This window comes from Arthrobacter sp. R4 (assembly GCF_051365025.1).
Lineage (GTDB): Bacteria > Actinomycetota > Actinomycetes > Actinomycetales > Micrococcaceae > Arthrobacter.
In genome coordinates, this window is record NZ_JBLWIJ010000026.1 from 1 (window position 1) to 14970 (window position 14970).

Sequence of the window (14970 nt, forward strand, 5' to 3'; positions counted from 1 at the left end):
TCATGCAGGAACTCGAAGCGTTCTTCCGCGGCGCGGGCTGGAACGTGATCAAGGTCGTCTGGGGCCGGGAATGGGATGACCTGCTCACCAAGGACACCGACGGGTCGCTCGTGAAAATCATGAACGAAACCCCCGACGGGGACTACCAGACCTACAAGGCCGAATCCGGCGGCTTCGTCCGCGAACACTTCTTCGGCAAAGACCCGGCCACCAAGGACCTCGTCGCGGACCTCACCGATGACCAGATCTGGAACCTCAAACGCGGCGGCCACGACTACCGCAAGGTCTACGCCGCCTACAAGGCAGCCACCGAATTCAAGGGCAAACCCACCGTCATCCTCGCCAAAACCGTCAAGGGCTACGGACTCGGACCCCACTTCGAAGGCCGCAACGCCACCCACCAGATGAAAAAACTCACCCTCGAGGACCTCAAGGAATTCCGCGACTACCTCCGGATCCCCATTTCCGATGCCCGGCTGGAGGAAGACCCTTACAGCCCGCCCTACTACCACCCCGGTGCAGATGCGCCCGAGATCGCCTATCTCCTCGAGCGGAGAAGGGTGCTGGGCGGCGCGGTCCCCGAAAGGCGGCCGAACCACCAGGCCGTTGAACTGCCCGAGGCGAAGACGTTCGACGTCGCCAAGCGCGGCACGGGCAAGCAGCAGGCCGCCACCACCATGGCGTTTGTCCGGCTCCTGAAGGACCTGCTCCGCGACAAGAAGTTCGGGCACCGGATTGTGCCCATCGTGCCGGACGAATCCCGGACCTTCGGCATGGACGCGTTTTTCCCGACGGCGAAGATCTACAACCCGGGCGGCCAGAACTACCTGTCCGTGGACCGGGACCTCGTCCTGGCCTACAAGGAATCCGCCCAGGGGCAGCTGATCCACCCCGGCATCAACGAAGCCGGGGCCGTCGCAGCCTTCACCGCCGCCGGGACCGCCTACGCCACGCACGGCGTGCCCCTGATCCCGGTCTACGTGTTCTACTCCATGTTCGGCTTCCAGCGCACCGGCGACGCCTTCTGGGCAGCAGCGGACCAAATGACCCGCGGCTTCATCATCGGCGCCACCGCAGGACGGACCACCCTCACCGGCGAAGGACTCCAGCACGCCGACGGCCACTCCCCCATCCTCGCCGCCACCAACCCCGCGGTGGTCACCTACGACCCCGCCTACGGCTACGAAATGGGCCACATCATCCGCGACGGCATCGAACGGATGTACGGCGAACATCCCGACGGCGGACCCGCAGGTTCGGCCACCGACCGGAACCTGATGTACTACCTCACGGTGTACAACGAACCGATCACCCAACCGGCCGAACCCGAGGCGCTCGACGTCGAAGGCGTCCTGAAGGGTATTTACCGGGTGTCGGCGTCGGGCGTTGAAGGTCCCAAGAGCCAGATCCTGGCCTCCGGTGTCTCGGTGCCGTGGGCGCTGGAAGCCCAGCGGCTCCTGGCCGAGGACTGGGGCGTCTCCGCCGACGTCTGGTCCGTCACGTCCTGGAACGAACTGCGTCGCGACGGCCTCGCTGCCGAGGAAGAAGCGTTCCTCAACCCCGGCGAACCCGCCAGGACACCGTTTGTGGCGAAGCAACTGGCCGACGCCCAGGGTCCCATCGTGGCCGTCTCGGACTACATGAAGGCCGTCCCGGACCAGATCCGCCAGTTCCTGCCAAACGAGTTTGCCTCGCTCGGCGCGGACGGCTTCGGCTTCTCCGACACCCGCGCAGCAGCACGCCGCTTCTTCAAGAACGACACCCATTCCATCGTGGTGAAGACGCTGCAGTTGCTCGCGGCGAGGGGCGACGTGGAGGAAGGCGCACCGCAATACGCCATGGACCGCTACAAGCTCCTTGACGTCAACGCCGGCACCACCGGAGGCGCGGGCGGCGACGCCTGACCACCAGATGGCAAGTTGGCGGCAATGCCCGTTGAGGACATTGCCGCCAACTGCCATGTCGTGTGGATAGTCTGAAGTTATGGGGAACACCGCTGACACCAGGACCACCGCTGTTGTCCTGGCCGCCGGCGCCGGGACGCGGCTGGGGAAGGGGCCCAAGGCCCTTCTTCCCTACCGCGGCCGGCCGCTCGTGGAATCCATCGCCGGAACACTGCTCGACGGCGGCTGCCGCGACGTGGTGGTGGTTCTCGGCGCCGGCGCTGCCGATGTCTCAGCGATGGCCAAACTGGACCGCTACCGGACTGTTGTGAACCAAGACTGGCAGTCCGGGATGGGCAGTTCGTTCCTGCTGGGCAACGCCACCGCGGATCACCAGGATCACCTGCTGGTTGCCCTGGTAGACCAGCCCGGCCTCACGCCCCGAACCGTCAGGCGCCTGCTGGCCGCGCACCGTCCGGGCCGGATCACCGCAGCTGCCTATCGCGACGGCGGCAGTCAAGGCCGCGCCGATGTTCAATTCCGCCGCGGGCATCCGCTGCTCATCGACGTCGGACTCCGGGCGGCTGTTGCCGAAACGGTAACGGGCGACGCCGGGGCACGCGGCTTCCTGCAGTCCCACCCGGAGCTGGTGGACGAGGTGGACTGCAGCGACCAGTCCACGGGCGAGGATGTTGACACCCCGGAGCAGCTCTACCTGCTGGGCTAGCCACCACCGGCGAAGAGGAGTTCCTGCAAGCCGCGCTTGAACGCGGACCGCCCGCCATGGGCGGGATGCCTGACCTTCGGCGCGTCCACGCCACTCCGAAGCAGGCTGCGATGCGCCACGTTGCCCACCGCCACCACAGTTTGGATCGGAAAAATCTCGGTCAGCGATTGCCAAAAGGGAGTTCCGAGGTCCGTTTCGGCTGCTGTCGGCGTGCGGTTGGACAACGGCCGCCCCGCCACATGGGTGTGCCACGGGCAGGCACTCCACAGCAGCGGAAGGAAGTCCAGTTCCGCGAGGACGTCCCACATCACCGTAGCGGTGGGTTCGGACGCGACCCCGGCCGCCTCCTCCGGCAGCGCGTAGCCCTTGCCCGGCCCAAACAGTCCGAACCTGTTGGCCGGCCCCTCGAACATGGTGCGGTTGGTGAAGGGAACTCCGGTGATCCTCATGCCCCTGAACCCCGGCGCCTCACCCAGGAGCAGTACCTTCGGAGCGCGGTCCAGCATTTCCTGAAGATAAATCTCCAGGTTCCGCCGGCGCTGCGTATTTCCCGGGTCGGCAGCAGCGAAGAAGTTATTGCGTGCCGGCCCAGACGGCACGGCCGAAAGCCGCTCGACGAAGGCGCTGATGGAATGGGTGCTCATGCGCTACCAGCGGGGGTGGATGGCCTCGCGGAAGTAGTGGTCGTAAATCCAGCGCACGCCCTCGTCGAATTCGCCGTTGAGGGAAACGCCGGCCGCTGCAGCGTTCGCGATGGCCTGGTCCGCGTTGCGCGCCCCTGGAATCACGGAGGTGACGCCGTCCTGCGCGGCGATCCAGGCGATGGCCGCCTGCGCGGTGCCAACACCGTCCGGGACCAACTGCTCGAACTCGGCCACGGCCTTCAGCCCTACCTCGTAATCCACACCGGAGAACGTCTCCCCGACGTCAAACGATCCGCCGGTTCGGTTGTAGTTGCGGTGGTCATTCTCCGCGAACGAAGTGTCCTTGGTGTATTTGCCCGAGAGCAGGCCTGACGCGAGCGGAACCCTGGCGATGATGCCCACGTCCGCCGCCTTCGCAGCTGGCAGGACCTCGTCCAGCGGCTTGAGCCGGAAGGCGTTGAGGATGATCTGGACGGACGCCGTGCCTTCGTGCCTGATGGCTTCGAGGGCTTCGTCGGTGCGTTCCACGCTGACGCCGTAGTTGCGGATGGCACCTTCGGAGACCAGCGTGTCCAAGGCGTCGTAGACCTCCGCGTTGCTGTAGACGGGCGTGGGCGGGCAGTGCAGCTGGACCAAGTCCAGGCTGTCCGTGCCCAGGTTCTTCCGGGAGCGGTCCACCCACTGGCGGAAGTTGGCCAGGGTGTAGTTCTCCGGCTGCTGGTCCATGCGGCGGCCCATTTTGGTGGCCACTGTGATGTCCAGCCCAGGGTTGTCCTTCAGGAACGCGCCAATGGCCTGCTCGCTCTTGCCGTCGCCGTAAACGTCGGCGGTGTCGAAGAGTGTGACGCCGGCTTCCACCGAGGCTGCCAGGATGGCTTGCGCCTGTCCGTGGTCCACGTTGCCCCAGTCAGCTCCGAGCTGCCAGGTACCCAGCCCCACGATGGAGACGTTCCGTCCGGTCTTGCCTAATCTGCGCTGTTCCATCCCACGACTATATGGCCTCCTTCAGCACAGGGACGGTGGGCGCGGCGGCATCCCTCAGGCCAAGGTAGATCTTGTCCCGGGCGATGGGCAGCGATGCGAAGCGCACGCCGGTAGCGTTCCGGATGGCATTCGCCAGGGCAGGTGCCACCGGGTTGAACGGGCTTTCGCTCATGGACTTCGCCCCCAAGGGGCCCAGTTTGTCGTTGGTATCGGCGAAGTACACCTCGCTGCGGGGTACGTCGGCGAAGGTGGGAATGTGGTACTGGCGCAGGATGTCGGTGGTCACGCGGCCGGCGTCGTCCACCACCACTTCCTCGTAGAGTGCCGCACCCAGCGCCTGCGCGATCCCGCCCTCGATCTGGCCCCGGCACTGCCGGGGATTGACCACCACGCCGGCGTCGGCAGCCTGCACACTCTGCAGGATCCGCAGTTCCCCCGTGCCACGGTTCACCGCCACGCGGAAGCCATGCACGTTGAAGGCCACGGACCGGGGCGTGCCGCCCCAGCGTCCTTCGGCAGCGAGTTCGACGCCGGCTTCCGCAGCGGCGTGCGCCAGTTCCGCCAGCGGCACGGGGGTTCCCTCGCACACCACGGCGTCACCGTCGAGGACGCACCCGGAGGACTGGACCTGCCTGATCCCGGCGGCGAAGGCACGGATCCGGACGGCAAGTTCCTCCGCGGCGGCGAGCGTCGCCTTTCCGGCAACCACCGTTCCGGCGGACCCGAACGCGCCGGTGTCGTGCTCGATCAGGTCAGTGTCGGACTGCCGCACAGCAACCCGCGAGGCCTCTGTGGACAGCGCGGTGGCTGCGAGCTGGGCGTGCACCGTGGTGGTGCCGTTGCCGAACTCTGCGGTGCCGACGTCGGCCTGGTACGTTCCGTCCGGCAGGAGCCGGAGCTTCGAGTGGGCGAAGTGGCCCCGCGGCGGTACGGTGTCGATCATGGACAGCGCGGTGCCCTCCCCCGTCACCCAGTCCGGGCCGAGCCGGTCCAGCCCCGCAGCTCGATAACGTTCCGCACCGCGGTCCAGGGCGTCGCGGACCAGGCGCGTGCACTGGTCCAGGCCGTAGCTGCCATAGTGGACATCCTCCTCCGGCTCGGGATGCGTGGACAGCATGTCGTCGCCTTCGCGCACCATGTTCCGGCGGCGGAACTCCAGCGGATCCATCCCGATCCCGACGGCGAGCTCGTCCATGGCCGATTCGATCGCGAAGATCATCTGGCTCAGGCCGTAGCCGCGGAAGGCGCCGGAGGGGACAGTGTTCGTATACACCGCCTGGGCGTCCACCTTTTTGTTATCGCATTTATAGACAGCCAGGGACTCGCCGCAGCCGTGGAACATTACCCCGGGGCCGTGGTTCCCGTACGCGCCGGTGTTGGTCAGGACGTCCAGCTTCAGGGCGGTCAACCGGCCGTCGGCACTGGCTCCGGCCTTGAGGCTGATGGTGAACGGATGCCGGGTGGTGGTGGCGGTGAACTGCTCGGTCCGGGTCAGTTCAAGCTGGACGGGCCGGCCCAGCTTCAGGGCCGCGAGCGCCACGATATCCTCCGTCAGCACTTCCTGCTTGCCGCCGAACCCGCCCCCCACACGGCCGGCCACCACGTGGACCTGTTCCTCGGGCAGCCCGAAAACCCGGCAGAGCGTGCGGCGGACCAGGAACGGGACCTGGCTGGACGTGCGGACCTGCAGCCGGCCATCGCTGTCCACCTCCGCGATGGCGGCGTGGGTCTCGAGCGCGACGTGCTGGACCCGTTGCGTCTGATAGGTCTGCTCGTGGATGAAGCTGGCGGCCGCGAAGCCCTGCTCAACGCTTCCCAGCTCGGAGTGGAGTTCGGCCACGACGTTCTGTTCGGGGCGGGCAATCCGGGCCGTGAGGGCGTCCTTCTCCCCATGGAGAGTAGGCGCCCCGGGGCGGATGGCGTCCCACGGGGTGAACACGGCGTCGAGGACGTCGTACTCGACGGCGAGCGCCCGGACTCCCGCTTCGGCGGCGGGCACCGATTCTGCCACGACGGCGGCGACCCGCTGGCCGCGGAACCTCACCACGTCGTCGAGCACGCGGGTATCGTCCGGATCGTCCGTATAGAGCTCGTGCTGGGCGGTGGAGAAAAGCTGTTCCGGCGCGTCCTGATGGGTGAACACCGCCACTACACCGGGTACTTTCAGCGCCGCTTCTGTGCTGATGCTGAGGATGCGGGCGTGGGCGTGCGGTGAGCGCAGGAGCTTCAGGTGCAGGAGCCCGGGCAACTGGGCGGCGGGAATGTCAAGGGTGTAGCGGGCGGTGCCGGTGACCACGGCGCGGCTGGCAGGAGCGGGAACGTCGTCGCCCATCCCGCCGGGCCGCGGTTCGGGCTGGCCCTCGCCCGCGATGCCGGAGCCCTGTCCGGCGGGGTCCGGATGCCCGGCGTGCCCGCAGACGGCGTCCTCTATGGCCCGGTAGCCGGTGCAACGGCAGAGGTTGCCCTTGAGGTTGCGGGGCAGGTTGTCCTTTTGTTCTTCGGTGAACGTTGCCGCGGTCATCAGCATGCCGGCGGTGCAGAAGCCGCATTGGAAGCCCTGGCGTTCCAGGAACTGCTGCTGGAGAGGATGAAGTTCGCTGCCCGCGGCGCCGGTCGTTCCGGCGAGTCCTTCAATGGTGGTCACGGCGTGTCCCTCGGCACGGACGGCCGGGTAGATGCAGCTGTGGACCGGAGTGCCGTCGACGTGCACGGTGCAGGCACCGCAGTCGCCGCCGTCGCATCCCTTCTTGACGCCCAGGTTGCCCTGCTCGCGCAGGTACGTCCGCAGGCACTGCCCCGGGCGCGGCTCAGCTGACGCCGCCGTGCCGTTGATTTCGATGGCCATGCTCAGGCCCCTTCCTGCTGTGGGATGCCGGGTGGCTGCGGCGAAGTACGCGGCAGCTGATTGCTCGCCGGCTGGGGTGGCCAGAAGTCACCGGAAACAGGCACGTCCGATGCCCCCTCGGGGGCAGCAAGCTCGGCGCGGATCTCTTCCGCGAGCCGGTACGTCATGTCCTGCCGCCAGGCCGGCAGCCCGTGGATGTCGTCGTGGTAGAGGTTTTCGGGAATGGCGTCACGCAGCGCTGCGGCCAGCTCCGCCGTGTCCGGCACCTGCCCGAAGCGCAGCTGCACGGGCCGTTTGGTGGCGGCGGTGACGGTCAGGATGAGGGACGTGCCGCCGTCGAGCCTTCCGATCAGCAGCACTCCGGAGCGTCCCAGGTTGCTCAGGGACAGGCGGCGGAACGCCACCCGGGACGCAAGGGCCGACGCCGGGAGGTGGACACTGCGCAGCAGCTCGCCGGGTGCCAGGCAGTTGGTTCCGTCCCCGGTGACGAAGTCAGCCACGGGGACGGCGCGGGTGCTTCCGCCGGGCCCCAGGATGGTGGCCACGGCATCGAGCCCGGCGCAGAGGGAGGTCATGGGCCCTGCTGGAAGTGCCGTGCAGACGTTCCCGCCCACCGTGGACATGTTCCAGACCTTGAACGAGGCCACGAAGGAGTCGCAACAGGGCCGGAAGAGATCCAGCGCGGGCCAGCCCCGGCGGGCCAAGTCCGGCGAATCGGGGAGGGCGTAGAGTTCCGCTACCGTGCACGTTGCGGCCAGCTCGATGCCGTCGTCGGTGAGGGACACAGGTGTCCAGCCGGCCGAACCCAGGTCCAGGAGCCGTTTGAGCGGTTCGGGCCCGAAGGCGTAGCTGCCGTAGGAAAACAGGACGGTGCCGCCGGCCAGCCAGGCATCGCCGTCGCGCCAGTCGGCGGGGTCGGTAGTGCGGACCACCGCCTCGATGGTGTTCATGTCCATGCGATCTCCTGCTGGCTGATGGTGGTTGGCGCCAGGCCCCCGGCGGCCCGGGCGGCGGGCTGGTGGATGGGTCCGGAGGTCTCCCGCAGCGGCGTGCACGAGGACTTCCTGTTGCGGGATGCGATGAGCTCCGCGGTGACGGACACGGCAACCTCGGCCGGGGTCACGGCACCGAGGTCCAGCCCGATCGGCGAGTGCAGCTGCGCGATCCGTTCCGGCCGCACGCCCGCGTCCAAGAGGTCATCGACGCGCTGGAGGTGGCTGCGGCGCGACCCCATGGCACCGACATAGGCAAGGTCCAGGGCCAGCGCCGCTTCCAGCAGCGGGATGTCGAACTTGGGATCGTGGGTCAGCACGCAGGCCACTGTGCGTTGGTCGAGCCGGCCTGCAGCGGCTTCTGCTGCGAGATACCGGTGCGGCCAGTCAGCGACCACCTCGTCGGCGCAGGCAAACCTTGCCTGCGCGGCGAAGGCGGGACGGGCGTCTATCAGCGTGACCCGGTAACCGAGGAGTTTGGCGGCCGGCACCAGGGCCGCACCAAAGTCATTGGCGCCGAACACCAGCATCCGGGGCGGGGCGATCCTGTTCTCGACCAGGAGGGTGACGGGTTCGCTGCCACAGCTGCCCGGCGCGGCCAGATGCAGCACCCCAGTGGATCCGCTCCACAGGAATGACTCAAGCTGCCCAACGCGGGTCCGGTCCAGGCCAGGTTCCCCGTCCAGGCCCAGGAGCGCTGTGACTTCCGGAGACCCGGCCACGCTGAACGTGGCCGGGTCCGGAATGACGACGGCGCCGCTGCCGCCGGCATCCAGCCGGCGGACCAATGCCACAGGATCCCCGGCCGGGGCTCCGGCGAGCTGCCCGAGGGCTTCCCGCAACTTGTTGCCAGACCCCGCGTCAGACCCAGTGCCAGGCCCTGCGTCGGCGGCCTCGATGTGGATCGTCAGCTCGCCGCCGCAGGTGAGCCCTGCCGCGAAGGCATCGGCGGCACTGTAGCCGAACGTCCCCTGGCGCGTGCCGCCGTCGTGCATTGCCTCCAGGGCGAGCGCCACCACGGCGCCTTCCACACAACCACCGGACAGGCTGCCCAGGACGGCCCCGGATTCGGCAATCAGCATGGACGTTCCCACCGGGCGCGGCACCGAGCCAGTGGCCGCCACAACGGTGGCCACAGCGTACCGTTCGCCGGCCAGGGCGGGCGGCCAGGAACTGAGTGAAGGGATCAGGTCCAGCATGGCGGCACTCCTTCTTCCGGCGTGGCGGTGGTTTCCATATTGTCGTTCCTATCGGGAGCCGGACAAAGCACCGGTCCGGCGGTTGTGCGTTAAATGTGCTGGGCGGAGGGCGGTCAGGCGCCCAGCAGCAGGTTGATCGGGCCGCGGGCGAAGTACACCAGGAAGCCGGCGCTGACCACCCACATGAGCGGATGGATCTTCTTCGCTTTTCCGGAGGCCGCACCGATGATGGCCCAGGACACAAAGCCCACGCCGATGCCGTTGGCGATCGAGTAGCTCAGCGGCATGGTGACGATCGTGAGGAAGGCCGGCAGGGCCACGGAGAACTTGCTGAACTTGATCTCGCGGATCTGCGCCATCATCATCGCGCCCACCACTACCAGGGCTGCAGCCGCCACTTCGAGCGGGACCACGCTGGTCAGGGGGGTGAGGAACATTGAGCCCAGGAAAAGCACACCCGTGACCACCGATGCCAGGCCGGTGCGGGCGCCTTCGCCAATCCCGGCCGCGGAGTCGATGTACACCGTGTTGGAGGAACCCGAGGTGGCGCCTCCCGCCACAGCCCCGAAGCCTTCGACGATGAAGGCGGACTTGAGCCGCGGGAACGTGCCGTCCTTGTGGGCCACTCCCGCACTCTTCGCCAGGCCCGTCATGGTGCCCATCGCGTCGAAGAAGTTGGTGAAGACCAGGGTGAACACCAGCATGGTGGCTGCGAGCCCGCCGATCCTGCCGAAGGCGCCGAACATATCGAACTGTCCCACCAGGCCCAGGTCCGGGGCGGAGACAAGCTGGCCGGAGAGGACCGGGGTGTTCAGGTGCCAGCCGCCGGGGTTCGAGGCGCTGGCCGGGCCGATCTTCATCACGGCCTCAACGACGGCCGCGAGCACGGTGGTGGCGACGATGCCGATCAGCAGGCCACCCTGGACCTTGCGGGCCACGAGGATACCCATGGCCAGCAGGCCCACCACAAAGACCAGCGTGGGGATGGAGGTGATGGAGCCGCCGTCGCCCAACTGCACGGGCGGGCCGCCCGCCGTGGCGCGGATGAAGCCGGAGTCCACAAAACCGATGAAGGCGATGAACAGGCCGATTCCCACCGTGATGGCGGCTTTGAGTTCCTTGGGGACGGCCCGGAAAATCGCTGTGCGGGCTCCGGTGATGCCGAACAGGACTATCAGGATGCCGTTGATCACCACGAGCCCCATGGCCTCGGCCCAGGTGACTTCCTGGATGACCGAGACGGCCAGGAACGAGTTGATGCCCAACCCGGCGGCCAGGCCGAACGGGAGGTTGGCGACGAGTCCGAAGAGGATGGTCATGACGCCGGCGGTGAGCCCGGTGACCGCACCCACCTGGGCCGCAGACAGCCAGCCGCCCGCCACGTCGGTGGGAGCGTTGTCCGCCGCGAACCCGCCCAAGATCAGCGGGTTGAGGATCACGATGTACGCCATGGTGAAGAAGGTGACCAGGCCGCCGCGGAATTCGCGGGCCAGCGTGGAGCCCCGCTCGGTGATCTGGAAGAAGCGGTCCAGGAATGAATCCGGCGCCGGAGGCTTGGGCCTGGGTGCGGGCTTCGGAGCCGAATGCTCCTCGTGGGAATGATCCAGGATGGTCATGTCTGCCACCGGGCCCTAGTAGTCGATCCTGGATTCGAGCGTGTTCCAGGTGTTGAACGGCTCCAGGGGCGTGGGTGCCTGCGGATCGTCCAACCCGAGCTTGGCCACCGGCATCAGGACATCCCTGTCGCGGTTCTCAAAGTATTCGTAGAAGACTGCGTCGTCGAAGCCGACGGAAGCGGCGTCGTGCCGGTCCGCGGCGAAGACGACCCGCTGGACGCGCGCCCACAGTGCGGAGGCCAGGCACATGGGGCATGGTTCGCAACTGGTGTACAGGACGGCGCCGGTGAGGTCGAACGTGCCCAGTTCCTTGCAGGCGGTGCGGATCGCGGTGACCTCGGCGTGCGCGGTGGGATCGTTGTCGGCGGTGACGCGATTGACGCCGTCGAACGTCTGGCCATCAGCCGTGACGATCATGGCCCCGAACGGGCCCCCGCTGTTCAGGACGTTGGCTGTCGCCAACTGGATGGATCGGGCCAAATACTGTTCGGCCGTGACGGTGGTACTCATGATGCGACTTCCTTATTGCCGGGAAGCCTGTTGCCGCTTGCAGGACCAGTAGAACCAGGTGCGACGGTTACCAGGCTTCAGCATGTGCTGTGAAGGTTAAGTTGCGCCTGGTAGATAGCTTCCCGACAGTCCGGGTGCCCGCCTTTGGCAAGATCGAGGTTAGCACCGCTCTGTGGCCTGCGCCATAGTTTTCTGGAAATTTAATTTCGCAATGTGAAATCCTTGTTACGAGGCCATCACCACCCGGCAGTCACATTTGGCTGCGCGCCTAGTGCCATTGACGGGCCGCCTGCAGGGCCCCTACGCTGATCCCCAGCCGCAGCTGCCCTCCGCCGCGGCCACCTGGATCAGCAGACAGGGCTTCACTGAGCTGGCATCGCCATATTGACTCCCAGCCAAAGGAATCCCATGACCCTCGTCCCCCACAGCCCAGCTTCCCGTCTCTGGATCAGGAATCCGCAGGCCGCCTTCACCGCGAATGCTCTCGACGCCTCGGGCGGCCTGGTGGTCAGCGAAGGCATCATCGTGGAGGTTCTTGGTGCGGGCCAGCAGCCCTCGGCACCATGCCAAAACACCTTCGACACCGGCAACCACGTCCTGCTGCCCGGCCTGATCAACACCCACCACCACTTCTACCAGACCCTCACCCGCGCTTGGGGCCCGGTGGCTAATGCGCCCCTCTTCCCCTGGCTGCAGAACCTCTATCCGGTTTGGGCCCGGCTCACTCCCAAGGACCTGGAACTGGCCACCACCGTGGCACTTGCCGAACTCCTGCTCTCCGGCTGCACCACCGCGGCCGACCACCACTACCTCTTCCCGGACGGATTGGAACACGCCATCGATATTGAAGTGGACGTGGTGCGCCGGCTGGGGATGCGGGCCACTTTGACCCGCGGTTCCATGACGCTGGGGACGGACGACGGCGGCCTGCCGCCCCAGTCCACGGTGCAGGCTCCGGAGGTGGTGCTGGAGGACAGCGAACGGCTGATCGGCCAGTACCACGAGCGGGGCGCCGATGCCGTGATCCAGATTGCGCTGGCCCCGTGCTCTCCCTTCTCCGTGACCAAGGAAATCATGGCCGAAAGCGCCCTGCTGGCGGAGCGGCTGGATGTCCGGCTGCACACCCACCTCGCCGAAACCCTGGACGAGGAGGAATTCTGCAAGGAGATGTTCGGCCTGCGCACCGTCGACTACCTGGACAGCGTGGGCTGGTTGACCGACCGTACCTGGCTGGGCCACGGCATCCACTTCACCAATGCCGAGATCGCCAGGCTGGGAGCCGCGGGCACCGCCGTCGCGCATTGCCCTACCTCAAACATGCGGCTGGCATCCGGCACCGCGCGGGTCCTGGAACTGGAGGATGCGGGAGTCCCCGTGGGGCTGGGAGTGGACGGGTCGGCGTCGAACGATGCCTCCAACATGATCCTCGAAGCCCGGCAGGCGTTGTACCTGCAGCGGCTTCGCTACGGGGCCGACGTCCCCGTGGAGCGCGCGCTTGCGTGGGCAACGCGCGGCTCCGCGGCCGCCCTGGGCCGGGACGGACTGGGGCAGCTGGCACCCGGGATGCAGGCAGACCTGGCCCTGTTCCGGTTGGACGATCTTCGCTTCTCGGGCAGCCACGATCCCATCGCCGCACTTCTGCTGTGCGCGGCGGACCGGGCAGACCGGGTGATGGTGGGTGGCCAATGGCGCGTGGTGGACGGGCAGATTCCGGGACTGGACATCGCAGGGCTCATCGCGGAGCACTCCGCCGCAGCCCGGAGGCTGGTAAACGGCTAGGCCCTGGGCACTTCGGTACCTGCCCGCTCTGGCTGCGACATCCGATCGTTGCTAGCGTGGCGGCATGAGCCCGTCGAAGACTCCGGCCGAAATCCTTGACATTGATGGTGCCGAGGTCCGGATCTCGAGTCCGGACAAGGTAGTGTTCCCCGAGCCCGGGCTGATGAAGCTCGACCTCGTGCGCTACTACCTCGCCGTTGCCGATGGTGCTCTGCGCGGTGCCGGCGGCAGGCCCATGGTGCTCAAGCGCTTTCCGAAGGGCATCGACGCTGAGGCGTTCTTCCAGAAGCGCGTGCCTGAGAACCACCCCGACTTCATCGACACAGCCACCCTGCAGTACGCGTCCGGCACGTCGGCTGAAGAAGCCGTCATCCGGGATGCTGCGGGCCTGGCGTGGGTGGTGAATCTTGGCTGCCTGGACCTCAACCCGCACCCCGTGCGCGCCGAGGACCTTGAGCATCCCGACGAGCTCCGGGTGGACCTCGATCCAATGCCCGGCGTCGACTGGTCCCAGATCGTCGACGTTGCGTATGTGGCGCGGGAGGTGCTCGGCGATATGGGACTGGCTGGGTGGCCGAAGACCAGCGGGTCGCGAGGGCTGCACATCCTGGTACGCATCGCGCCCAAGTGGTCCTACCGCGACGTGCGGCTCGCCGCCGAGACCCTCGCCCGGGAGGTGGAGAACCGCGCTCCGGGTCTGGCCACCGCGCGGTGGTGGAAGGAGGAGCGCGGCGAGAGCGTCTTCGTGGACTTCAACCAGAATGCCAAGGACCGCACCGTGGCATCGGCGTACTCAATCCGGCCGCTGCCCGACGCCAGGGTCTCCACGCCGCTCACCTGGGACGAGGTCCGCTCCGCCCGGCCGGAACAGTTCACGGTACTGACCGTGCCCGAACGCTTCGCAGAAAAGGGCGATCCACATGACGGCATCGACGACGCGGTCGGCTCACTCGAGAGCCTCCTCGCGCTGGCGAAGGAGCTCGGGCCCGCCGAGAAGCCACCGCGCGGGGGCGACGGCTCGGGCCGCCGGCAGTCGGTGATGCCGCTCATCGAGGTGGCCCGCACCAAGACCAAACCCGAGGCGCTCGCGGCGCTGGATGAGTGGAAGAGCCGGCATACCGACGTCGTACCCGAACTTCATCCCGCCGACGTGCTCGTTGACGGCATGCGCGGATCGAGCTCGTTGTGGTACCGGGTGCGGGTGAACCTGCAGCACGTGCCCGAAGCCGAGCGTCCGCCGCAGGAGGAACTCATCGCTGACTACGACCCCTGGGCCGGCAAGGAATGGCCGGGGCGGCCTGGTTCCTGACACCGACGACGCACACTCGGGCTGGCGACACACCAAATACCTGAAGACACGGAAATGGCCTGGCGACGCCCGAATTCGGGTGTCGCCAGACCATTTCCGTGTCCTCAGTGAACATGCGAGTCGTCAGCGGCCGCCGAAGCCCGGAAGGGCGTGGACCCAGCGTGAGAACCGGCCCTGAACATGCTCACGGTCTGCCGGCAGATAGAAGTCCGGATCCGTTCCGCCTCCGAGGGGGAGGTAGAACTCCTGGACTGAGGGTGCCGCCGTCTGTGCCGGTGCAACCGGCGTGTCCTGCTGGTACATCTGATCCTCCTCCGAGGGGTTCGCGGTTCGTATAGTTCCGTAAAGTGGAAACTAACTTTTGCTATGTGAAATAGCTTAGGCTCCCGGTGCAGGGTTCGTCAACGGCCCCGGAGGTCCTCAGTCACAAACTGATTTTTCAGATTGTGATGTACACCACCGCACTGCTGGGCTATTCTGGA

General features: G+C 67.1%; 12 protein-coding genes. 4 read left to right on the plus strand and 8 right to left on the minus strand.

Features of this window, described 5'->3' with window-relative positions; genetic code table 11:
- Both aceE and nboR read left to right on the plus strand, forming a co-directional pair.
- Nucleotides 1-1904: pyruvate dehydrogenase (acetyl-transferring), homodimeric type (aceE, locus tag ACLKOZ_RS16040; protein ID WP_436476466.1), on the plus strand; the 1904-nt coding region annotated here is incomplete at its 5' end.
- Between the two features lie 79 nt (nt 1905-1983).
- Nucleotides 1984-2610 (plus strand): nicotine blue oxidoreductase, encoded by a 627-nt coding sequence (gene nboR, locus ACLKOZ_RS16045; RefSeq protein WP_436476468.1) that lies wholly within the window; start codon nt 1984-1986, stop codon nt 2608-2610.
- On the opposite strand, the gene ACLKOZ_RS16050 is transcribed toward nboR, so the two are convergent.
- The 7 genes from ACLKOZ_RS16050 to ACLKOZ_RS16080 all read right to left on the minus strand — a co-directional run bounded on the left by ACLKOZ_RS16050 (nt 2607) and on the right by ACLKOZ_RS16080 (nt 11400).
- Nucleotides 2607-3254 carry a uracil-DNA glycosylase gene (locus ACLKOZ_RS16050; protein ID WP_436476470.1) on the minus strand — a complete coding sequence of 216 codons (648 nt, stop codon included), beginning with the start codon at nt 3252-3254 and terminating at the stop codon, nt 2607-2609. The genes nboR and ACLKOZ_RS16050 overlap by 4 nt on opposite strands.
- Nucleotides 3255-3257: 3 nt before the next feature.
- Nucleotides 3258-4238, minus strand: coding sequence for an aldo/keto reductase (locus tag ACLKOZ_RS16055; protein WP_436476472.1), 981 nt, complete (start codon nt 4236-4238; stop codon nt 3258-3260).
- 7 nt (nt 4239-4245) lie between these two features.
- On the minus strand, nt 4246-7083 hold the full coding sequence (locus ACLKOZ_RS16060) for a molybdopterin-dependent oxidoreductase (protein WP_436476474.1): 2838 nt from the start codon (nt 7081-7083) through the stop codon (nt 4246-4248).
- A 2-nt stretch (nt 7084-7085) separates the two neighbouring features.
- Nucleotides 7086-8039, minus strand: a complete 954-nt coding sequence (locus ACLKOZ_RS16065; RefSeq protein ID WP_436476476.1) for an FAD binding domain-containing protein — start codon at nt 8037-8039, stop codon at nt 7086-7088.
- The gene (locus ACLKOZ_RS16070) at nt 8030-9274 is read right to left on the minus strand and encodes an XdhC family protein (protein WP_436476478.1); all 1245 of its coding nucleotides are present in this window, start codon (nt 9272-9274) and stop codon (nt 8030-8032) included. The genes ACLKOZ_RS16065 and ACLKOZ_RS16070 overlap by 10 nt, the downstream gene beginning before the upstream one ends.
- A gap of 113 nt (nt 9275-9387) precedes the next feature.
- Nucleotides 9388-10890, minus strand: a complete 1503-nt coding sequence (locus ACLKOZ_RS16075; protein WP_436476480.1) for an NCS2 family permease — start codon at nt 10888-10890, stop codon at nt 9388-9390.
- Nucleotides 10891-10905: 15 nt separating this feature from the next.
- On the minus strand, nt 10906-11400 hold the full coding sequence (locus ACLKOZ_RS16080; protein WP_337352303.1) for a nucleoside deaminase: 495 nt from the start codon (nt 11398-11400) through the stop codon (nt 10906-10908).
- A gap of 408 nt (nt 11401-11808) precedes the next feature.
- On the opposite strand from ACLKOZ_RS16080, the gene ACLKOZ_RS16085 reads away from it, so the two are divergent.
- Both ACLKOZ_RS16085 and ligD read left to right on the plus strand, forming a co-directional pair.
- Nucleotides 11809-13179 (plus strand): 8-oxoguanine deaminase, encoded by a 1371-nt coding sequence (locus ACLKOZ_RS16085; protein WP_436476482.1) that lies wholly within the window; start codon nt 11809-11811, stop codon nt 13177-13179.
- A 64-nt stretch (nt 13180-13243) separates the two neighbouring features.
- Entirely contained in the window at nt 13244-14488 is a 1245-nt protein-coding gene (gene ligD / locus ACLKOZ_RS16090) for a non-homologous end-joining DNA ligase (protein WP_436476484.1), read from the plus strand.
- A gap of 123 nt (nt 14489-14611) precedes the next feature.
- On the opposite strand, the gene ACLKOZ_RS16095 is transcribed toward ligD, so the two are convergent.
- The gene (locus tag ACLKOZ_RS16095; protein WP_436476486.1) at nt 14612-14791 is read right to left on the minus strand and encodes a hypothetical protein; all 180 of its coding nucleotides are present in this window, start codon (nt 14789-14791) and stop codon (nt 14612-14614) included.
- Nucleotides 14792-14970: the final 179 nt, after the last annotated feature.

Bases quoted from the DNA above. Each gene is read 5' to 3' on its own strand.
- ACLKOZ_RS16065 (WP_436476476.1), bottom strand. From the start codon at position 8,039: ATGGACATGAACACCATCGAGGCGGTGGTCCGCACTACCGACCCCGCC.
- ACLKOZ_RS16060 (WP_436476474.1), bottom strand. From the start codon at position 7,083: ATGGCCATCGAAATCAACGGCACGGCGGCGTCAGCTGAGCCGCGCCCG.
- ACLKOZ_RS16050 (WP_436476470.1), bottom strand. From the start codon at position 3,254: ATGAGCACCCATTCCATCAGCGCCTTCGTCGAGCGGCTTTCGGCCGTG.
- ACLKOZ_RS16075 (WP_436476480.1), bottom strand. From the start codon at position 10,890: ATGACCATCCTGGATCATTCCCACGAGGAGCATTCGGCTCCGAAGCCC.
- ACLKOZ_RS16095 (WP_436476486.1), bottom strand. From the start codon at position 14,791: ATGTACCAGCAGGACACGCCGGTTGCACCGGCACAGACGGCGGCACCC.
- nboR (WP_436476468.1), top strand. From the start codon at position 1,984: ATGGGGAACACCGCTGACACCAGGACCACCGCTGTTGTCCTGGCCGCC.
- ACLKOZ_RS16085 (WP_436476482.1), top strand. From the start codon at position 11,809: ATGACCCTCGTCCCCCACAGCCCAGCTTCCCGTCTCTGGATCAGGAAT.
- ACLKOZ_RS16055 (WP_436476472.1), bottom strand. From the start codon at position 4,238: ATGGAACAGCGCAGATTAGGCAAGACCGGACGGAACGTCTCCATCGTG.
- ligD (WP_436476484.1), top strand. From the start codon at position 13,244: ATGAGCCCGTCGAAGACTCCGGCCGAAATCCTTGACATTGATGGTGCC.
- ACLKOZ_RS16080 (WP_337352303.1), bottom strand. From the start codon at position 11,400: ATGAGTACCACCGTCACGGCCGAACAGTATTTGGCCCGATCCATCCAG.
- ACLKOZ_RS16070 (WP_436476478.1), bottom strand. From the start codon at position 9,274: ATGCTGGACCTGATCCCTTCACTCAGTTCCTGGCCGCCCGCCCTGGCC.